21 protein-coding genes and 1 riboswitch are annotated in these 20770 nt (G+C 52.7%); of the genes, 6 read left to right on the forward strand and 15 right to left on the reverse strand.

From position 1 onward, the window contains the following. Positions 1–194: 194 nt before the first annotated feature. On the reverse strand, positions 195–1064 hold the full coding sequence (locus EDM54_RS21085) for a nucleotidyltransferase-like protein (RefSeq protein WP_003391644.1): 870 nt from the start codon (positions 1062–1064) through the stop codon (positions 195–197). Between the two features lie 118 nt (positions 1065–1182). Between EDM54_RS21085 and EDM54_RS21090 the strand changes: the two genes are divergently transcribed. Next, positions 1183–1557: a YgzB family protein gene (locus EDM54_RS21090; protein WP_003391641.1), complete on the forward strand. Its 375-nt coding sequence runs from the start codon at positions 1183–1185 to the stop codon at positions 1555–1557. Between the two features lie 90 nt (positions 1558–1647). On the opposite strand, the gene EDM54_RS21095 is transcribed toward EDM54_RS21090, so the two are convergent. The 3 genes from EDM54_RS21095 to nth all read right to left on the reverse strand — a co-directional run bounded on the left by EDM54_RS21095 (position 1648) and on the right by nth (position 5036). Next, on the reverse strand, positions 1648–3387 hold the full coding sequence (locus EDM54_RS21095; protein ID WP_003391640.1) for a glycosyl hydrolase family 18 protein: 1740 nt from the start codon (positions 3385–3387) through the stop codon (positions 1648–1650). A gap of 275 nt (positions 3388–3662) precedes the next feature. Next, on the reverse strand, positions 3663–4097 hold the full coding sequence (perR, locus tag EDM54_RS21100; RefSeq protein WP_003391638.1) for a peroxide-responsive transcriptional repressor PerR: 435 nt from the start codon (positions 4095–4097) through the stop codon (positions 3663–3665). 150 nt (positions 4098–4247) lie between these two features. After that, entirely contained in the window at positions 4248–5036 is a 789-nt protein-coding gene (gene nth, locus EDM54_RS21105) for an endonuclease III (protein ID WP_031933175.1), read from the reverse strand. Positions 5037–5173: 137 nt separating this feature from the next. On the opposite strand from nth, the gene EDM54_RS21110 reads away from it, so the two are divergent. Further along, positions 5174–6079: a complex I NDUFA9 subunit family protein gene (locus tag EDM54_RS21110; RefSeq protein ID WP_122958750.1), complete on the forward strand. Its 906-nt coding sequence runs from the start codon at positions 5174–5176 to the stop codon at positions 6077–6079. Between the two features lie 167 nt (positions 6080–6246). Here EDM54_RS21110 and EDM54_RS21115 read toward each other — a convergent pair whose 3' ends face one another. From EDM54_RS21115 to bcp, 5 genes are all read right to left on the reverse strand, one after another. After that, positions 6247–7101, reverse strand: a complete 855-nt coding sequence (locus EDM54_RS21115; protein ID WP_003391631.1) for a VOC family protein — start codon at positions 7099–7101, stop codon at positions 6247–6249. A 399-nt stretch (positions 7102–7500) separates the two neighbouring features. Further along, positions 7501–8049: a cob(I)yrinic acid a,c-diamide adenosyltransferase gene (locus EDM54_RS21120; RefSeq protein WP_024984685.1), complete on the reverse strand. Its 549-nt coding sequence runs from the start codon at positions 8047–8049 to the stop codon at positions 7501–7503. A 116-nt stretch (positions 8050–8165) separates the two neighbouring features. Beyond that, positions 8166–8927 (reverse strand): class I SAM-dependent methyltransferase, encoded by a 762-nt coding sequence (locus tag EDM54_RS21125; RefSeq protein ID WP_003391627.1) that lies wholly within the window; start codon positions 8925–8927, stop codon positions 8166–8168. Positions 8928–8939: 12 nt separating this feature from the next. Further along, entirely contained in the window at positions 8940–9992 is a 1053-nt protein-coding gene (locus EDM54_RS21130) for a M42 family metallopeptidase (RefSeq protein ID WP_003391626.1), read from the reverse strand. Positions 9993–10049: 57 nt separating this feature from the next. Further along, positions 10050–10523, reverse strand: a complete 474-nt coding sequence (bcp, locus tag EDM54_RS21135; RefSeq protein WP_003391624.1) for a thioredoxin-dependent thiol peroxidase — start codon at positions 10521–10523, stop codon at positions 10050–10052. Positions 10524–10701: 178 nt separating this feature from the next. Here bcp and EDM54_RS21140 point away from each other — a divergent pair, with 178 nt between their 5' ends. Together EDM54_RS21140 and EDM54_RS21145 are read left to right on the forward strand one after the other, a co-directional pair. After that, complete coding sequence (locus EDM54_RS21140; protein WP_024984688.1) at positions 10702–11322, forward strand: winged helix-turn-helix domain-containing protein; 621 nt, start codon at positions 10702–10704, stop codon at positions 11320–11322. Positions 11323–11459: 137 nt separating this feature from the next. Then, positions 11460–12104, forward strand: a complete 645-nt coding sequence (locus EDM54_RS21145; RefSeq protein WP_122958746.1) for an HAD family hydrolase — start codon at positions 11460–11462, stop codon at positions 12102–12104. Between the two features lie 89 nt (positions 12105–12193). Here the strand turns inward: EDM54_RS21145 and proS are convergent, their stop codons facing one another. The 6 genes from proS to EDM54_RS21175 form a co-directional block, all read right to left on the reverse strand. After that, a complete protein-coding gene (gene proS / locus EDM54_RS21150) occupies positions 12194–13660 on the reverse strand; it encodes a proline--tRNA ligase (protein WP_003391618.1) in 1467 nt (488 codons plus the stop codon). Positions 13661–13979: 319 nt separating this feature from the next. Next, a complete protein-coding gene (locus EDM54_RS21155) occupies positions 13980–14585 on the reverse strand; it encodes an ECF transporter S component (protein ID WP_024984690.1) in 606 nt (201 codons plus the stop codon). A 261-nt stretch (positions 14586–14846) separates the two neighbouring features. After that, positions 14847–14999: riboswitch (FMN riboswitch) on the reverse strand. Positions 15000–15262: 263 nt separating this feature from the next. Then, positions 15263–16060, reverse strand: coding sequence for an ABC transporter permease (locus EDM54_RS21160; protein ID WP_003391613.1), 798 nt, complete (start codon positions 16058–16060; stop codon positions 15263–15265). Positions 16061–16066: 6 nt separating this feature from the next. After that, positions 16067–16861: an ABC transporter permease gene (locus EDM54_RS21165; RefSeq protein WP_024984691.1), complete on the reverse strand. Its 795-nt coding sequence runs from the start codon at positions 16859–16861 to the stop codon at positions 16067–16069. Further along, positions 16854–17864, reverse strand: a complete 1011-nt coding sequence (locus tag EDM54_RS21170) for an ABC transporter ATP-binding protein (RefSeq protein WP_003391607.1) — start codon at positions 17862–17864, stop codon at positions 16854–16856. Before EDM54_RS21170 ends, EDM54_RS21165 begins: the two co-directional genes overlap by 8 nt. Before the next feature lie 105 nt (positions 17865–17969). After that, positions 17970–18854 (reverse strand): PP2C family serine/threonine-protein phosphatase, encoded by an 885-nt coding sequence (locus EDM54_RS21175; RefSeq protein WP_122958747.1) that lies wholly within the window; start codon positions 18852–18854, stop codon positions 17970–17972. Positions 18855–19052: 198 nt separating this feature from the next. On the opposite strand from EDM54_RS21175, the gene EDM54_RS21180 reads away from it, so the two are divergent. Together EDM54_RS21180 and EDM54_RS26590 are read left to right on the forward strand one after the other, a co-directional pair. Further along, a complete protein-coding gene (locus tag EDM54_RS21180) occupies positions 19053–20339 on the forward strand; it encodes a glutamate-1-semialdehyde 2,1-aminomutase (protein ID WP_003391602.1) in 1287 nt (428 codons plus the stop codon). Positions 20340–20581: 242 nt separating this feature from the next. Next, the gene (locus tag EDM54_RS26590) at positions 20582–20722 is read left to right on the forward strand and encodes a hypothetical protein (protein WP_170208403.1); all 141 of its coding nucleotides are present in this window, start codon (positions 20582–20584) and stop codon (positions 20720–20722) included. The last annotated feature ends 48 nt before the right edge of the window (positions 20723–20770 follow it).

Consider the following 20770-nt stretch of genomic DNA (forward strand, 5'->3'; position numbering starts at 1 on the left):
GCTTCGCTGTTCAGTTTTCAAGGAGCATTTTCGAACCCTGTCGCTCAGAGGCGACTCTTTTAATTTATCACATCGCCCACCAAAAATCAAGTGGTTTTTTCAAAGCTTTTTTCAAGCGTGTGATCGTCACTTCAGAAGCGACGTTTTTAACTATAGCATAGAGCAAACGAATAAGTCAATAGCATTTAAAAAATTTACTTTGACGGAATATATCCGATTTCTCTGCTCTGCTGATCATCCGTATTCATACATATCGTCTCGCAGACCAATGAGCGTTGAACCATCTTTTCTATAAGAAGAGAAAGCTCGATCCCGGATTCGCCTATCGCCGTATGTTCGGCCAATTCATGCAGCTTCCACGGACTCGTCCGAGTCTCCATCACTTCTAATAAATAGCGAACCGATTCCTTTAATCGAGAAGAAAGAAAAAAATCCATTGGCAGCAAAATGAGCTCAATTCTCTTTTCCAGCTCTTCGTGGTTTAGTGTCAGTTCTTCGTATAATTTATAAACGGAAGGATCCAAATTCTTTACCTGCGTCCATAACGCAGATTCCGGCTGCTCCCCCGCCCGAAACACAATCCATTTCGCCCATACGTACAAGGCTTTCAATAAAGCGTGGTAGGCGTCGAGGACCATTCCTTCTTGAAGGTAATCCCTTGTTTCCTGAAAGGCGTGCAGCAAACGCGAATATTCTTTGAAAAGCATCCGTTTCTGCAGAGATTCGGGAAGCTTGCTTAACCGCTGGCGCAAACGGTAAATGAAATCATCTTTATCCCATAAAACCTCTCCGCGCTGCAGCCATGTGACCAGCTTTTCATCAAGTCCCTGAACAAGCCCTTTCTCCAATTCCCATGCGCTTACTTTCTGTTCCCATATGACTTTTTCTTCTGTTATCACCTGACGAACTCCCGCTTGATTCTGGGCGCCGTTGACCACGACCAGATAACCGGCTCTCTCGTAAAAGGGAGGGACTTTTACGTGATCGGGCAAGACAAGCACTGCCTGAACTTCCTGCCGCTGTTGAAGTGACTGCAGAAATTGCTTGTGCTCCTCTCTCAGCAAAGTGCTTCCCTCCATTCCTCCGTAGTTTGAACATATGGATTCTACATGGTCTGTCTGTTTCCTGCTTGTCAACAGACAATTCCTTTGTATGCTATACTGGAAACCAGGAGGAATGATAATGAAGAAAACTGACCGCCTAAGCAAAATTAAAAGAATGCGTTCCTGGGGCAACTGGAGCATGGGAATCGGCATTTTGTCGATGTATACAGGCTACGCGTTTTTCGCGGGATATCTCGATTTTATCCCTTTCCTGGGAACTTTGTTGAAGGGTTCTTATGTATTTATGACTCTCCTTTTAATCATCGGTTTTTTGCTGACTATGGGGGCGACCGTTATGTTTATGATTTCCGGAATGGTCTCCACCTCGGCACCGCAAGTGGAATGCCCCTCCTGTAACAAGGTAACAAAGATGCTCGGAAAAGAAGACGCTTGTATGTTTTGTGGACAGCCTTTAAAGCTGGACGATGAACAGCCTCAGCAAAACCACACCTGAGGGGCTCGACACGAAACAAAACATCACAAAAAACCACCCGTCACAGTCAAGTGATCCAGGTGGTTTTTCGCATTTTTCACCGCTTTCCTCTTATTCCGCCGCATTCAAGCTTGCATCGATCGCTTCCCAGATAGCCGGCTGCTCATAGCCCCGCCGCCATGAGGCTACCCCCGCGAGATCGTATTTCTTTACAAGCTCCATGCGCTTTTTCATCGACGAGACATCCTCCATCCACATCTTGTAGACAGCTCCGTCAGCCGGGTCCTTGTATTCAACATAGAGCTGACCGGTTGCTTCATCCGGTTTTGGCGTCAGCTTCCTCTCTTGCACCCATTTCTCAGCCGTCGGCATCGACAATGCCTTTGACGTTACTTTAATGCTGCCATCCTGCTGTTTGGCCTCTTTCCACAAGCGCGTATAGAATGGAACGCCCAGCAGCACCTTTTCCGCCGGCACTTCTTCCAAGACTCCCTTCAGTCCGTTTTCGGTCCACGGCAGTGAAGCGACGGAACCGGCCTTCGGACTCGATGCCCAGTGCTCGTCATAGGTCATCACAGCCATGTAGTCTACGACTTCGCCCAAAGCCTTCCGGTCATAAAAGCGAGACCACATGTCACTGGTCGATTTAATCGTGACATCCACAGAGACGACCAGCCCCTGCTGATGAAGGTATGGCGTCAGCTCCCGAACGAATTGGACAAGCTTGTCCTTTTCCTCGATATAGACATTTTCAAAATCGAGATTGATCCCATCCAAATCGTACAGATAAGCGTAGTGAAGGATTTGGGAGATGACCTTGTCCCGTTTTTCATAACTGGACAAAACGGACCGCGTCCAATCCGGATTAAATCCGTTGGTTACAAGCCCCCACACCTGATAACCCCGCTTGTGGGCCCACTGGACGTACGCGGGATCAGCCTTGTTAATCAGTGTTCCTTCGGCATCGCTTAGCTCAAACCAGGTCGGGGATACGACATTCACGCCTGGCATGCTGCCGATCTCGGCCGTATTCGGATTTCGCTTGACGACTTGTTCCCAGGTGAGATTGACCTTTTTCCCTTTCGGTGTCCATAAAACAGGCAAGGATTCTGCCGGCTGTTCCAAATTGACCTTTCTTACATCCCCTTGCTCGACGACCTTCTTGGGCAAATAACCGGATATGCCGTCAGCGGACAAGACCTGGTACCACTCCTCTTCTTGTCCCAGCACGTCCACTACGGCTCCTCCCGGCAGTTCTGCCAAATAAGGGGAACGATGCGTCGGCTCTAAACGAAGCCGGACCTTCTCTTCATCCTTTAGTACATGTGCCTGCTGGATTTCGTACTCGTTTTTCTCTACGCGCAGCACCCCGCTTGTCTCATGCCGCGTAAAGGCATACGGATACAGCTTTTCCAGAGGGGCAAGCGGGATGTAGCGGTGGCCGCCAATGATGGAGACTGGCACCTGCAAATCCACCGGCTTCTTGTTCAAATAGGCCACCAATTGGCCGCTCTGCATGCGGAGAACCTTGTCCTTGGTTGTAATGATCAGCATCTTGGTCGGCTCTTCCCAATGAATGTGCGGGTCGAGGCGCTCCTGAATAAATTCAAACGGCAGCAAAATCTGATCGCCTTCCATTGCATACGGCTGCTTAAAAGGCTCGCCCTCGAAGACGATGGGACGTTCGTTTCCTAAATAGGGCAACACCTGTTCATTCGACGGCTTCAGTTCAAAATACCAATACCCAAACCCGGCAGCCAAAACCAGGAGCATCAAAAAAAGGAGCGGAGCCCTGCGCTTTCGTCTCTTGCGTCGTCTCGCTCGTCTATCCAAGGCTACTTCCAGACTCATCGACTACTCCCTCCGCTCAACCGCTTCTTGACTTGACCATATGTATAACATGCATTGACGGCTGTATTCCTCTTATCGTACCTTCTGTTCACTCTATTCACAACCTTCGAGAAACTGGAAATGGCTAAAACCTTCCTTCAAAGATGACGTGGCAATCGCCAAAAGGTTACATGTCTCGCCCTAATTTGCATAAACATCTCAGCGCAACAAAAAAACACCCTCTCTCCAACGAAAGCCTGTTGGAAGCAGAAGGTGTTCTTTGAGCGACACATTCCTCAATGCGTCTTCTTTTGACAATCTTCGCATACCCCGTATACCTCCATCCGGTGTCCGGTTACACGAAATCCAATGGTTTTTGCGGCCGAAGCCTCGGCATCTCGGAGATAAGGGTAGTGGAAATCCCGGATCGAACCGCATTCCGAACAGATCGCGTGGTAGTGATCTTCCTCCACATTGGCGTCAAAGCGGCTGGACGCATCTCCATAGGTAAGCTCGCGCACCAGACCCGCATCCTTAAAGACGCGCAGGTTATTGTAAATAGTCGCCACGCTCATATTGGGGAATTTCCCCTCCAGAGCCTTGTAAATCTCATCAGCTGTCGGATGGGTCATCGTCCCCAACAAATAGGATAGAATGGCATGACGCTGAGGTGTCATCCTTACCCCGGTGTTCTTTAGGATTTCAACAGCTTTTTCTACACGCTGTGACATTGTGCTACACCTCACAGTCTTTCGCACGATGAATGTACATGGTTTGTCAAACCCTTTGATTAGAATTACTTTAAATTAAGTGTACTTCTAATCAAGGAAAACTGTCAATATACATTCACCGGAAATCGGAATCGATGATTCAGACATTCATCAGCCCTGCGATGCTGCCGTTTTTTTCGCCGCCGGCTTCTTTGCCTTTTCCTTCGTGCCTGCTGTTCCCGCCGATTTTGACTTGGACGCCGTTTTTTTGGCGGTGGCAGCTGTTTTCGCCGTCTCTTTTGTCCGCGATGACTTCGCCTTCTTCTCTTCGGCCAGGGCGTACCTGCACATGTCCTTCAAAGGACAGATGCTGCACTGTGGAGTACGAGCGGCACAGATGCGTCGTCCATGCCAGATGAGCCAATGATGGGCATCCGACCACTTTTCCTTGGGGATCCGCTTCATGAGCTGACGCTCCACCTCGTCCACATTGTCGCTTTTGGCCAAGCCGAGGCGATTGGCAACCCGAAACACGTGTGTATCGACTGCGATGGCTGGAACTCCAAAGGCGTTGGACAAAACGACATTGGCGGTCTTTCTGCCTACGCCGGGAAGCGCCTCCAGCTCCGCATGGTTTTGCGGAACCTCCCCGTTGTACTTTTCGTAAAGGATCCGGCAGGTCTCCAGGATGTTTTTACTTTTATTTTTATACAATCCCAGCCCTTTTATATGCTCCTCCATTTCCTCTTGTGTCATGTGGAGAAAATCTTCCGGTTTATTGTGTTTTTGAAACAAGGGCGCAGTAATCTCATTTACCCGTTTATCTGTGCACTGGGCTGACAGGATCGTCGCAATCAACAGCTCAAAAGGCGAGGTATAGTTCAACTCACAGTGAGCATCTGGGTATGTTTGGTAAAGTATTTCCAAAATGTCATCTACGGGTACTTTGCGTTGAGCCAAAGCTTGGACCTCCTCTCTTTCTATTAGTATTATACGCTCTTTTGTCAATCCACCGGGAGAGCGCATCAGCAATGGAGCAAGCTGTCTATCTGGTGTACAATGGAACCTGGGAGTTTTTTACTTTAGGGGGGATATGGATGAAAGTGTTCCTGACGGGCGGTACCGGCTTTGTAGGGAAGGGTATTTTGGCAAAACTGGCAGAAGACGGACATGAGGTCGTTTGCCTGGTTCGTCCCGGTTCGGAGGAAAAATGGCGCAAGCAAAACCAGGCAAGCGAAAATGCTAGAGTCGCCGTCGGTGATCTGTTCGACCCCGACTCACTTTCCCGGGCGATGGCTGGCTGCGACGCCGTTATCCATCTGGTAGGCATTATCCGTGAACAAAAGCAAAAGGGCATTACATTTCCCCGGATTCATGTGGAGGGGACCCGAAATGTTTTGCAAGCCGCCAAGAAAGCAGGCATCCGGCGCTTTGTTCACATGAGTGCGCTTGGAGCGAGAGCCAATGCGACGAGCGGGTACCATCAGAGCAAATACGAAGCAGAACAGCTCGTGAAGGGCAGCGGCATCCCTTACGTCATTTTCCGTCCCTCCGTGATCTTCGGTCCGGGAGATGAATTCGTCAACATGCTGGCCGATCTTGTCCGTATGCCTGTGACCCCCGTGATTGGAGACGGCTCTTATCTCCTGCAGCCCATTGCCAGCCAGACAGTAGCAAATGTATTTGTCCAGGCTCTCTCCCGAGAATCTGCTGTCGGACGAATTTTCGAGACGGGCGGACCGGAACCAGTCTCCTATGGAGCGATTCTCGACGCTATTGGCGAAGCCATCGGCAAGCGCAAAGTACGGAAAGTGCATATTCCGCTGGGATTGATGAAGCCGGTCATTAATCTGATGGAAGGTTTCTCCTTCTTCCCGATCACCAATACCCAACTGACGATGCTGCTGGAAGGAAACGCATGCTCGGATACGGAATCGCTGTACGACATGTTTGACACAGAGAAAATTCCTTTTTTGCAAGGAATCAAAGCGTACTTGCGCTAAAATGTTAGCGGAAAAACAACAGAGATGTTCTAACCCCTTTCCCGCCCGAGAAGACATAAAATACGGCCGGCCACCCCGAACTAAACCGAGGGCAGGCTGGCCATCGTGCTCCTCTCCCCTTTTCAAGATCTCTAACCGCCTTTTGGTTCCTTTCATTACCTGGCCTTTTATACTCCATGAACCTTCCGGGTTTCAAGAATTTGCCCGATATGATGCAAAGCATGTCCCATGAGCGGCTCGATCCGCTGGCGAACGGATACGATGTGTCCCGATGACAGAGAGACCGTTCTGTCCATCGCGTCGGGCAGGTGCTTCAACAGGCCGCCGATATGAGAGCGGATCGCGCAAAACAGCTCGACCTCCGCTTGTATGCTGCGATGGGCATAATCCAATCCGGCCGCCCATACGTCAGGGTCGTAAGCATTCCCGTGAAATACCCTCCCTGGCTCCGCCAGAGCGAACTTCACCATCGCCAGCGAGGTTGCGTCCGAGTCTACCATATGTAAAACGATTTGGCGAATCGACCATTTTCCGGGAGCACGGGACAAGTCAAGCTGCTGATCGTTCAGTCCCTCCAGCGCTTTCTTCAGACGAGTCGGGGCTTCGTCGTAAAAGGCTATGATCTGCCCGTCACTCAGATTCCGCCCGCCCCAGAATGTGATCACATAGCCTTCCGGATCAGTCACACTGAGACGTTCCCAGCCCCATTCCGTTTCTACCCATTCCGCATTGTGCTGCTTTTGAGCCAGTACCCGATCGCGATATTCATAAAATGACGAAGGTGCGGAAAGATAGAAGCTCTGTCCAAGGATTGGCTGGTCAAACACTTCCGTCAAATACAAAGAAAGGTCTTTTTGCTCTGTTCCCGCCAGTAAAATCCGCTCACCGCCAGGGGCAATCAAAAATGTCAGCTGCTGCTCTCCCTCCACCTGCTCAACGTCAAATCCCATCAATCTGCGGTAAAATTCCAACTGTTCAGTAAATTTATTCGTCCGCAAGCACTTGTCCGCTTTCTGAAACATACGAATCCCTCCTTTTCAAAAATGGATTGCCTCGGGAAATGTCTGGTTCCCTTTCATGGCTTTAGAAAAGGGATGCAAGCTGCTCTGGATTAGAGAGCAGCCTCATCGGAATTTGCATCGGAATATACGTTACAAGCATGCTGCGACGTCCATCATTTTTGTATCGGACTAGAGCAGAACGCTGCCCGAAAAGCAAGCCGGAATCGGAACCCCGGCGCAAAAGCTTGGTTCAGAAGTCTGGATCGGGAGCCTGGTTCAAAAGCTTCGGTCGAAGCCTACTTCGGAAACCCGGTCGAAAGTATAGTTGAAGTATGGTCAAAAGCATGGTTCGAAAACTGGCTCAGAAGCCCAGACTGGAAGCCCGCATTGAAAGCCTGGACAGGTACACGCCGCCCTTCTCTATTCGTGCAATTGAAGCTCTTCATGCCCTGTCTCGCGATTGACATACCTCGCCACGACAAATAAATAATCGGACAAGCGATTCAAATATTTCACGACAGCGGCGTTTACCTCTTCCTGGTTTGCGACCATTACTGCCTTGCGCTCAGCCCTGCGGACTACGGTGCGGGCTATGTGAAACGCGGCGGCAGCCGGATGCCCGCCCGGCAAAATAAAGTTGGTCAGTTGAGGCAAAGCAGCGTCAAGCTTGTCGATTTCCCCTTCCAAAAAGAGTACATCCTCTTCCTGGATCGGCCATCCCACCTGTTTTCCCACAGGGGTGGCAAGCTCCGCTCCAATGTGAAACAGCTTGGTTTGAATGACGTGAAAAACTTGACGAAGTTCCTTCCATTCGTCCCCGGCAGGCAGGAGAGAAAGTGCAAGGCCAATGCTTGAATTGGCTTCGTCACATGTTCCGTACGCTTCTACGCGATCCGCAAACTTCGGGACGCGAACGCCAAACACCAGTGACGTTTCGCCCTTGTCCCCTGACTTTGTATAAATTTTCACCGTCAGTCCCCCATTCTTCTTATTTCCCCGGAAATCGACACGGGGACATCCCGCTTGCGCTTTATCCATTCGCTCCCTTGAAAGCAGTTCCGTCGCTTGAAAGAAGTTCGCTCGCTTTAAAGCAGTTCGGCGACTACTATCAATTCGCTGCTGGAAGAATCGAACGGCTTTTTGTCAAAGGAGCCGTAACGCTGCGTCACCTTGAACCCATTGAGCCGAAGCAAATGGTGCAGCTCGGCGGGGAAGATGTAGCGCAGCGTAAATCGCCCGACAACTCTTTCGGTCACGACACCGTCCTGTGAAGTCCGTTCATAAGTCCGAGTCACCTCGGATAGCTGCTGGAAATGGTCGTAGCGTGTGTAGTCCCACATTGCAACCTCTTCTCCCGTTTCCAATCGGAAAGTGCCGCGGAGCGACATCTTTTCGCTCTCCTCATACAAATGGCTGATTTTGGGCACAAACACATTAAAAACCAGCTTTCCTCCAGGTGCCAGGTGCTTTCGGATGCAAGCCAGCGCCTTCATCTGCTCCTGGATATGCAGCAGATGCAAAAAGGAGCGAAACGGGATCATAATCAGTGAAAACGTCTTTTGCAGATCAAAGGAGCGCATGTCTCCCTGGATCAGCCGAAGGCGATCCGCTACACCGTGTTTTTCCGCTTTTTCCTGCGCTCGCTTCAGCATCTCGGACGACAAATCCAGCCCGGTGACGGACAATCCTGCTTCTGCCATCGGTATGCTGGTACGGCCAGTCCCGCATGCCAGATCCAGCACCTCGCCACCTGCATGACGAGCCATATCGAGGTAAAACTCCACGTCACCTGCCATGCCGCGCTGTGTCAAGTCGTAGTAGTCGGCCCAGCGGTACATATCACTCATAGCAAAGTCCTCCTATGCTTGCAGCTCTTCGGACTGGATGTAGGCCAGGACCAGTTTTCCCGTATTCTCCAGCGCCTCTTTGTGTGTTCTTTCATGGGAGTGAGAAGCGTCCACGCCCGGACCGATCAGGCCGTGAACGATGTCGTATCCGGCTCTCAGCGCCGCGCTGGCGTCCGAGCCGTAATACGGATAAATATCGACCTGGTAGTTGAGACCCTGCTCCTCGGCCAGGCGCACCAAATGCTTGCGCAAGCCGTAATGGTAAGGGCCGGAGGAATCCTTGGCACAGATGGACACGCAGTATTCATCTGTCGTCTGTCCGTCTCCGATCGCCCCCATGTCGACAGCCAGATATTCGACCACTTGTGCCGGAACGCTGGAATTGCCGCCATAACCGATTTCCTCGTTGTTGCTGATCAGGAAATGCGTCGTATACGGAAGCTCGATGCCGCTTTCTCCGATATGCTTGAGCACCCCGAACAAAATCGCTACGCTCGCCTTGTCGTCGATATGGCGCGATTTGATAAAGCCGCTCTCGGTAACTGTTACACGCGGGTCAAAGGAGACAAAATTGCCTACGCTGATGCCAAGCGCAGCCACGTCTTCCTTTGTTTTTACTTTCTCGTCCAGCCTGACTTCCATGTTGCTTTCGTTGCGCTCCATTTTGCCAGCTTCCCGGCCATACACATGTACAGATGCCTTGGTCGACAAAATGGTGCCGGTAACAAGTCGGCCGCTGTCTGTCTCAATCGTGCAGTGCTCCCCCTCAATGGCATTGAATTCAAAGCCGCCGATCAAAGCGAGCTTCAGCCGGCCATTGCTCTTGATTTCCTTTACCATCGCGCCCAAGGTATCGACGTGAGCCGTCAGCAGACGATGCTTTTCCTTGTTTTTGCCCGGCAGCGTCGCCAGTACCGCTCCTTTGTTGGTTTTTACATAGTTGACGCCCAGTCGATCGAGCTCGTCTGCCACCCAGGACATCACCTTGCCCGTATTTCCCGATGGGCTTGGCGTGTTGGCCAGTTGGCAAAACGTTTCTACCATATATGCAGTGGACAAAGTCATTATTTGTTCCCCCATTGATTTATTGGTTGTCCCCCGTTCTCTCCATTGAGGAACGGATTACGGCCTGTGCAGCTCTTCCCGGATAAACGCGAGCACCTCCTGGACGTGCCCTTTTACCTTAACCTTGGGCCAGACCTTGGCGATGTTTCCTTCCGCATCGATGACAAAGGTCGTCCGCTCGATGCCCATGTACTCGCGCCCGTACATCTTTTTCAAGACCCATACGCCATATGCTTCCGCGATCTGATGGTCGGTGTCGGCCAGCAGCGGAAAGGGCAGTTCGTGTTTGGCGACGAACTTGTCATGGGATTTCACATCGTCGGGGCTAATGCCCAGTACGACCGTATTCAGCTTGGCAAAATCGGGATGATAATCCCGGAAATCGCATGCTTCTGTCGTACATCCCGGCGTCATGTCCTTTGGATAAAAATAGAGCACCACATTTTTCCCGCGAAAATCAGCCAGAGAAAGCTCCTGACCGTTGCTCGCCTTGAGGGTAAAATCTGGTGCAGCTTGTCCTGCAGCGACCATTTTTGATCCCGTCCTTCCACTAAAAACTGCTTTTCATTTGGTCTCATTTTACCACAAGCTTACAGCTACTTCATCCGCTTGCACGTTGCGCTTTTGCACAGAAAACGATAATATGGATGGATAGTAATGATAAAGAAATATAAAATTTGCGTAGGTAGCTGGATGGTGAAGAATGGCGATGAAAGAATTTTTTAACGTAACAGACCCGGAAGCCCTCAAATCCCTTGCTATACCAGAACGTGTAAAGATTTTGGAATTGTTTGAGGATCTTGAGCCCCGTACAGCCAAGCAGATTGCAACCGAGCTGGGGGAAAACGCCGCCCGTCTTCACTATCATGTGAAAGAACTTGTGCGCGTAGGCTTGTTGCAGCAGGTAGACACGAGAGTAAAAGGCTCGATCGTGGAAAAGTACTACGAGCCTGTAGCCAAAGTCATTCAGGTGAAGCTGCGGCTGATGATCGAGGAAAACGCACAGCAGCTGAGCGATATCATGTTTACCCCTTTCCGCACGACGGAAAAGGATCTGGTGCGTACGCTCAACCGGTTTGTAGCCAGCGACGTGGATGTGCGCAAGGAGTACAAGGATACGTTCGCTTACAACCTGACTGAATTTTATTTAAGCCAAGAAGAAAGAAATGAATTGGTTGCCGAGATTAGCGACCTTCTCCAAAAGTACAAAGGACTGAAAAATGAAAACGGACGACGGAAGTTTAAGTTCTTTGATGTCTTGTTTCCCGTTACTCCTCCTGACCCGAGTGAAGACGACGAGGACGACGACTTTGAAGACAACGAGGCATGAAAGAACTCATCTTCGCATAAGACTGAACGAACAATCAGAAATCGCAGCAGTATGCTGAAGCTGACCAGTATGCAAAAACAACCATGAAAACCATCCGCTGTGATGGTTTTCTCCATTTTTGACCAAGGAGGCTTACGATGCGCACCATTCTATTCGATTTCGACGGGACCGTAGCCGATACGCTGCCGATGATCTTCAATTCCTTCCGTTCTACCTTTCAGCACTTTCTTCAGCGCCACTACACGGATCAGGAGATCGTCGCGATGTTTGGCCCGCCTGAGATGGGGATTCTGGAAAACATGATTGCCAGCGAGCAATTGGCGGATGCCGTGACCCATTTTTACGACTTCTACGCAGCCGAGCATCGGCGCGTGTCCAATCCGCCGGAAATGATCCGGCTGCTCGACCGCTTGCAGCAAGCCGGCATTTCGATGGGGATTGTCACAGGAAAGGGCAGACGAAGCGCAGATATCTCTCTGAAAGAGTGGGGGCTTGCCCCTTATTTTGATGTGGTGATCGCCGGGGATGAGGTGACAAATCCGAAGCCCGATCCGGAGGGGATTTTGCTTGCGATGGAGCAGCTTGGTGCAACGCCCGAACAGACCATCTACGTCGGCGACAGCAACGCGGATATTATAGCCGGGAAGGCTGCCGGACTGGTGACAGTAGGAGTCACCTGGCTTCCGGTCACGCAAAAAACGGGAGGCTTTCAGCCGGAACCGGATTACGAGTTTACGGATACGGATGCGTTTGCGGAATGGGTATTGGGGCGTCAAAAATAAGACTCCCCCTTTTTCATTTCGTATTTGTTGGTCTAGCTTGGCCGTAAGCGTTCTTTCGTCGGGTTTGATTTTGGCCTGATGGCCTTGCCTTAGTAAGCCCGGGCAAACCAGACCGTGTGCATCGCCTCTTTGCCGCAGCAGATGCATGCGGATTTTTGTGCAGGCGGCTCGAACGGGATGTTGCGGGAGGTGAACTTGGTCTCTTCCTTTACCTTTGCTTCGCAGCCATTGTCGCCGCACCAGCCCGCAAGCACCCAACCCGCGATGCCGTTTTCTTTCTCGGCGGTCTCCGCGTGCTGCTTCAATTCTTCGAGCGTGTTGATCTCCAGATGCGAATGGGCATTGCGGAATTCGACTGCCCGCTGGTACATGTTTTGCTGGATTTCCTCAAGCAGGTTTACGACCGCCTCTACTGCATCCGCAAGCGGAGCCGTGATCTTTTCCCCGGTATCGCGGCGGGCCAGAATGACCTGACCGTTCTCGACATCGCGCGGACCGATTTCCAGACGGATCGGAACGCCGCGCATCTCCCATTCGTTGAATTTCCAGCCGGGAGTCTCCTCGCGCAGGTCAGCCCGGACCCGTACGCCTGCCGCTTTCAACTGATCAAAGAGCGGATCGAATGCTGCCATCACCCTTTCACGCAGCTTTGGCGGTCCAACCGGAATCATCACGACCTGCGTAGGCGCTACACGAGGCGGCAGCGACAGCCCCCGGTCGTCCCCGTGCACCATGATCATCGAGCCGATCAGGCGGGTAGAGGTCCCCCAGGATGTCGTATGCACGTATTTGAATTGATTGTCGCGGTCCAAGTACTTGATCTCGAAGCCCCGCGCAAATTTTTCTCCCAAATAGTGCGAGGTGCCGGCCTGTACGGCCTTGCCGTCCTTCATCATCGCTTCGATGGAGTAGGTGTCGACAGCTCCAGCAAACCTCTCGCTCGGCGTCTTTTGCCCCTTCCAGACCGGGATCGCGAGCAGTTCCTCCACGACCTCGGCGTAAATGTCCAGCATCTGCATCGTTTCCTGACGGGCTTCCTCCTCTGTGGCATGGGCGGTGTGTCCCTCCTGCCACAAAAATTCGGAGGTGCGCAGGAACGGCATCGTCCGCTTTTCCCAGCGGAATACATTTGCCCACTGATTGATGAGTACCGGCAAATCTCTGTAGCTTTGAATCCATTGACTGTACATATGGCCGATCATCGTCTCCGAGGTCGGCCGCAGCGCAAGGCGCTCCTCCAACTGTTCCCCCGCAGCTTCCGTAACCCATGGCAGTTCCGGGTTGAAGCCTTCTACGTGCTCTTTTTCCTTCTGAAAAAAGGATTCGGGAATCAGCATCGGAAAATAGGCATTGCGGTGGCCGGTTTCCTTGAACCGCTTGTCCATCGCCTCCTGGATCCGCTCCCACAGCTCAAATCCGTCCGGCTTGAAAACGATACAGCCGCGCACAGGCGTATAATCCATCAGATCCGCTTTTTTGATCGTGTCGATGTACCAGCGCGAAAAGTCTTCAGACTGCGGCGTGATTTCTTTGACAAATGCTTTTCCTTCTTTCAATGCCCTTCACTCCTTCATGAGCTTCTTTTCAAAAACGCAAAAAACCCCTATCCCAAAAAGGGACGGGGGAAACTCTCCCGCGGTACCACCCTGATTGACCGCTGCTGCCACAAGCATCTGCGATCCGCTCTAACCCGTTAACGGAGGGAATCCGGCATGGCTCGTCGCCAGCAGCTCCAGGATGGGGAGCAGGTGCATTCGTGCATCGACCTTTCAGCCAAGGGCCGACTCTCTGCGCCACATTCGCTACCTGCGGGTCCTTTCACAGCCATTTTCGCCTGTTTCTTGGGCAATATGGTAGCAGACCCGCCGGGCAATGTCAATTTCTTGCATAAAGGCTGAGTCTCGGTGCCAGCTTCACGTAGAGCGGATAAGCGACTACGGAGACCATGATTCCTTTTATCAGGTTAAACGGCACGATGCCGTACAGGATCAAAGACCATACGCTCTCAGCCTGGAATTGCGCGACCAGCTGCTCCAGCGACACCTGATACAAAGCCGCATAGGCGGGCAGCAGGAAGTAGGCGTTGGCTACCGCCATGACAGCCGTCATCAGTACAGTACCGATAGCAAGACCGGCCATGAAGCTCATTTTCCCCTGTTTCATCCGCTGCAGCCAAACCGCTGCGACGATGAAGCTCGCACCCGCCACTACGTTGGCCAGCTCGCCGATCAAAAGGCCGTCCGTATTTTTAAACAGCATGTGCAGCGCATTCTTCATCACTTCGACGATAACGCCTGCCATTGGGCCGTAGAGCAAGGCGCCGATCAATCCGGGCAGCGTACTGAAATCGAGCTTCAAAAACGTAGGCATGAGCGGCACCTGAAATTCCAGGTACTGCAAGACAAATGCGACCGCCGCCAGCATGGGAATCGTCACCAGCCGCTGCGTCGCTTGCGATGTGGGAATCGCGGTTCCTTTCATCTGTACCATCTCCTCATTGGTTTCTTCCTTCTTGAGGAATGGCAACAGCATACACCCGGACGTGCCCGCGTTCGGTCCTTGCACAGCAAAAAGCCCTGAGAAACAACATCTCCTCAGGGCTTTGGCACACATGCAAAGACAACGAAACAGACCTGTGCTCTTAAAAAAGGGTACGTAAACAGAAGGGCCGAAAAGCGGCACCCAGCCCGTCGTGCAATACCCATGCACAAGCAAACAAGCACGCACAGCGTACGTACTGTCGTCATCCTTCTCCCATCCAGACTGTACTGTCGGCTCTGGATTTGCACCAGATCCTGCACTCCGGAAGCTTTCGCATCGCGGAGGCTCGCGGGCTTACGCGCTTTTGGCGCGATCACCGCCGGTCGGGAATTTCACCCTGCCCCGAAGGAATGTTATGTGATTTTACATGGATATTATACAGTGCCGCACTCGGATTTGACAATGCTGGAAGTGTTCCCTGCTATGGTCGTTGCGAATCTCCTGCGTAGCTCCCATCGCTTTTGGGAAACCTGCCGCAAATTTCGGCTATCATTTGCGGAGCAAACATGATCAGCCAGGGGAACATAGCGAGGTAGAAAGAAAGCAATTTTTCCCAATACGACAAAAGCATGCAAAAACCCTCCCCCAAGACGGAGGAGGGTCAGGCAGCAAGCCGATTACGACCCTGCTCCGCTGTATTTGCGCACACCCCAGTTCCAGACGACCAGTCCGATGCTGAAAAAGACGATTCCCACGACGGGAGTAAACGCCGCATACGCGTACCACGTTTCCTTGCGGAGAAAATACGCCGCCGGATACACGCCGACAAAGGCAAAGGGCAGCACGTACGTGAGCACAAACCGGATTACCTTGTTGTACACGTCGACCGGGTAACGCCCATACTGCTGAATATTCCAGATCATCGGCGAAATCCCTGTCCGGGAATCGGAGAAAAAGCTGATGGCCGCAATGGCCGTGTAGACCCCGCCATAGATCAGCATGCCGCTGACGACGAGACCGACAAACAGGAACGGGTCGTACCACGTAAAGGACAAATCCAACTGAATAGCCGCATAGCCCATAATGATCAAACCGGTGATGACGCCAAAAATCCGGTCCGGTGCGATCGACTCAAGACAGACCTGTGCGAGATTGTGCAGCGGTCTGGTCAGGACGCGGTCCATCTCTCCGCGAATAATGTACCGCTCGTTGAAATCCCAGAAGCCGAAAAACATCGAGAACAGCGCGTACGGGATGAGGAAAAAGCCGTAAATGAAAATAATCTCGTCGCGCGTCCAATCATTGAGCAGCGGCACGTGCTGAAAGACGACGACGATAAACACGAGGTTGATCAGCTCATTGATCAGATTGGACACGAGCTCCCCGAAAAAATCAGTCCGGTACGCGAGACGCGTTTTGAAATACTGTCCCAAATAAGTGGCAAAAATGCCCAAGACATGCTTGATTTCACCCATTGCTTCTTATCCTCCCTGCACGACCAGCTTGGTCTGGGCTCTGCGCCACAAGACGAAGATCGGGATGAGAATGACCGCGACCCAAATCGCCTGGAATCCGATCATTTGCCACGCGCGGGACGCCGGTATAGCCCCGGTGAAGATGACGCTGGGATAATAGTTGATCGCCTGAAACGGCAGATATCCCATCAGCGTCTGGGCCCAGCCGGGGAAAAAGCTGATCGGCAGCACCAGGCCGGAAAGAAGGTCGACGACTACCCGCTTGGCCCGCATCATCCCGTCATTGCGGAAGAGGAAAAAGGTAACGAGACCGGTCAACAGATTCAACTGCGTGTTGATGACAAACGCGAACATCAGGCTGAGCAGATACATGCCCCACGCTTCGGGCGTGCTCGGGAATTGAAACGGAATGAACAGGCTGATCAGGAAAATGCCCGGCGCGGCGAAAAACAGCATGCGGAAAATCCCTTCGCCGAATGCCTGCGCCGTCTTGACCGAGAGATAGTTGTAGGGGCGGATCATCTCGATCGCCACTTTTCCCTCCCGGACCTCCTGCGCCATCTCCATGTCGATGTTATTGAAATAAAACGCCCGCGACATCCAGGCGATGGCGACATACGCCGTCATCTGCTCTACCGAAAGACCGCCGAGCTGCTGCTGTCCGCCGTAAATCGCCCCCCAGAGGAAGTAGTACGCCCCGATGTTGATCGCGTAGATGATGATGCCGCTGTAGTAGTTGACGCGATACGCCAGCAAGGTCAGAAAGCGGATGCGGATCAGTTCCAGGTAAAGCTTACCCATGGCTGACTACCTCGCTGTCTGTAGAGTAGATATTGCGGACGATGTCCTCCGTGCTCGCTTCCATAATTTTGACGTCGCTGATGTCAAACGAGGCCATCACGGTGGACAGGACGAACGGCAGCATTTCCTGGCTGCGCGACACTTTTACGCGCAAAGCAAAGTCGTTTTCCCGAATGATCTCACAGGGCAGCTCGCCGAGGACCGTCCGGAGCTCTTCGGCTGACGTCCGCTTTTTGAACTGAAAGGCCACTTCCGTCCCATTTCCCCATTTTTCCTTCAGGTTTTCGAGCAGCCCGTCAAAAATAAGCTTGCCTTTGTCCATGACCAGCACTCTTTTGCACAGCGCTTCGATGTCGGTCACATCATGTGTGGTCAACAGAATCGTCATATGCTCGGTATCGTTTAAATTTCGCAAAAACTCGCGAATCTTTTGCTTTACGAGAACGTCCAGACCGACCGTAGGTTCATCCAGAAACAGCAGGCGAGGCTTGTGAATCAGCGCCGCCGCCACCTCACAGCGCATCCGCTGGCCGAGGCTCAGCTTGCGTACAGGCTGGCTGACGAACGAACCGATGTCGAGCTCCTCGATCAAACGGTCGAGCCAGCGCTGTCCTTCATGCTCTTCGACCTTGTAGACGCTTTTCAGCAGACGGAAGGACTCCAGCGGGGACAGGTCCCACCAAAGCTGCGAGCGCTGGCCAAACACGACGCCGATGGAGCGCACGTAGTCCTCCCGCTGTTTTTGCGGGACAAAGCCGTTGATGACGATCTCCCCGCCGCTCGGGTTCAGGATGCCCGTCAGCATTTTGATCGTGGTCGACTTCCCTGCCCCATTTTCTCCGATCAGGGCGAACATTTCCCCTTCTTCTACGGAAAAGGACAGGTCGTCGACCGCTTTGACCGTCTTGTATTCCCTGCTGAACAGGTCGCGAAACGCGCCTCCCAGACCGGCGCGGGCTTGATGAATGCGAAACTCCTTTTGCAAATGGTTGACTTGAATCATGATTAACCGCCCTTTTGTCGCTTTTGAGTAGGATTCCACTGCTTAGTGTATATGAGCAGGCTGATTTCTGCAAAAATCAATGTGCTGCCAACTGCAACCTTCAATCTAAAGCCTTGGAAGACCATACGGCTCAGTCGCAGGCTCGTTCTCGGGAAGGCAAATGACGACACCAGTTTTGTCATCGGCAGGCTTGAACCGCGGGTAGGCGATGCACTCCGGATCGCTTTTCTCCAACTGGACCAGTTCATCTGTATACGCCTGCAGCCCTTTTTCCAGGATGGGACAGACCGTTTTCTCCCAACCGATGCTCCCTTCTCCGCGCGCGGCCGGCCAGAACAGTCCATCTGTCAGCAGGAGCACTGCCTTCAGGCCGATCCGGTTGATCCTCCCGTACTCCAGAAAGTCTCCGCTGAGCGACTCGCCGTTCAGCACGCCGTATCCTCCCGGCGTATTTGCCTGATAGCGGTTGTGAACGAGGATGTCGCGAACGCTTTCAATCAGTTCAGCCCTTGTGCTCAAGCCTTGGCGAATGCCTTCTTCCCACTTTTCCATCGCGGCTGCTTCCAGGTGATTTACCTGCAGATGAGTCAGGACGCGGATCGAATCGTCGGCATACACGGCAAAGATCATGCAGTCTCCCGTCTGGGCATAGTGAAGGTGTGTCCCATCGAGCTTCACTACGGCGGCGGCTGCACCCCACAAAGCTTCCTTTTGGCTCAAATCGATTTCTTCGGAGATCATATAATCCCGAAGGCGCTCGTTGGCTGCGAGCAGTACAGACGGCAAGTCGGCGTCTTTTCCGACAGCCGCCAGATGATCGTGAACGATCCGGGCCGCCATTGCCCCTCCACTCTGCCCGGTCCTGGTGACAAACGGCACCAAAGACGAAACTCCGTCAATCACGGCAAATATCTGCTGAGCCGTGTTTATCAAAAAACGATCCTCATTATTGCCGCTGTAACCGGGTATGGACAACGCTTCGACGTTCATTCGCCCTCTTCCCTTCCGCTCTTGTTTTTACAATCCGTCCAAGCCGGAACAAGTCGTTATCAAAGGCTGGCTTGGAAGCTGACAGGCTGAATTGTATCACTTTTCCAAATACGGTTCCAGCTGCAGCTCTGCCGATTACGCCAACCTTCAAGTGTGATAAGATGAGGATGGACTTATGGACGAAAAGAGGGAATGAACATGAACCGCGAAAAATCTGCCCGCCTGCATGAACAGGCGATGGACGTCATCCTCGGCGGGGTAAACAGCCCCTCCCGCTCTTTCAAAGCTGTCGGCGGCGGCGCTCCTGTCACGATGGAACGCGCGCAGGGAGCCTATTTTTGGGATGTCGACGGAAACCGCTACATAGATTACCTGGCTGCATACGGTCCGATCATCACGGGCCACGCCCACCCGCATATCACAAAAGCCATCTCGGAAGCGGCTGCAAACGGGACGCTGTACGGGACCCCTACTCCTTGGGAAATCAAATTTGCGACGATGATTCGCGAAGCCATCCCGTCGATGGAACGGATTCGCTTCAACAACTCCGGGACGGAAGCGGTGATGACCTGCATCCGCGTGGCTCGTGCCTATACAGGCAGAGTCAAGGTAATCAAGTTTGCCGGCTGCTATCACGGCCACTCCGATCTCGTGCTGGTCGCTGCGGGTTCCGGTCCATCCACACTGGGCATTCCCGACAGTGCGGGCATCCCGCAAAGCATCGCGAGCGAAGTGATTACCGTACCGTTCAACGACACGGAGGCGTTCAGAGAGGCGATCCGCGTCTGGGGAGCGGAGACGGCATGCGTGCTCGTCGAACCGATCGTCGGCAATTTCGGGATCGTCCCGCCGAAACCGGGCTTTTTGGAAAGCGTAAACGAGATCGCCCACGAGGCAGGTGCGCTCGTGGTTTACGATGAAGTGATCACGGCCTTCCGCTTCTGCTACGGCGGCGCGCAAAACCTGCTCGGCGTTGAGCCGGACTTGACGGCTCTGGGAAAAATCATCGGCGGCGGACTGCCTATCGGCGCTTACGGCGGGCGACGCGAGATCATGGAGCAGGTGGCACCGCTCGGCCCTGCTTACCAGGCCGGGACGATGGCCGGTAATCCTGCCTCGATACGCGCCGGTATCGCCTGCCTGGAGGTACTTAAGCAGCCAGGCGTATACGAGGAATTCGAACGCCTCGGAGCCTTGCTTGAGGCAGGAATTCGGAAATCGGCAGACGCCCACGGCATCAAGGTGCAGGTCAACCGCGTAAAAGGAGCGCTCGCCGTATACTTTACGGACCATCCGGTATATGACTACGATACGGCCCAGGCGGCAGATGGCGAACTGTTTGCCCGATTCTTCCGGCTCATGCTGGATGAAGGCATCTGCCTGGCACCATCCAAGTACGAAGCGTGGTTTGTCACGACCGCCCATACAGAAGCGGATATTCGGGACACGATCGCGGCTGTGGATCGCTCGTTTGCCAAGCTCTAAGATCGTAGATGTTGCTGTCGCAGCATGCGGTTCAACCCCGTATCATACAACGCAGCGGTGCCAGCGGGAATAGGCAGGTGCCGGAGAGAATAGCCCGATGCTTGCGGGAATAGCCCGGTACTTGCGAAATAGCCCGATCTTGGTTGTATAGGTCTCCTGCCGGGGAAGATTTTCCTGAACGAAAACCGCAGCTTCCTCCACATACTAAGCGGGACAGCATACCACCGCAGGAGGGATTTTACGTGTCCAAAGGGGAAAAAACCTACCCGCAAGCGCCGGAAAAAACGTTGGACCCCAAAATGAGCTCCAAGATGATGGAAGTCGTCGGCTTTCAAAATCCGCGAAAGACGGAGCACCACAAAACGCAAGACCACGACCGCTAGCATTTCATACCGCAACGCAAAAAGCATGCTCTGCCGCGGAGCATGCTT

Origin of the sequence: Brevibacillus borstelensis, assembly GCF_003710865.1 — a bacterium.
GTDB lineage: Bacteria > Bacillota > Bacilli > Brevibacillales > Brevibacillaceae > Brevibacillus > Brevibacillus borstelensis.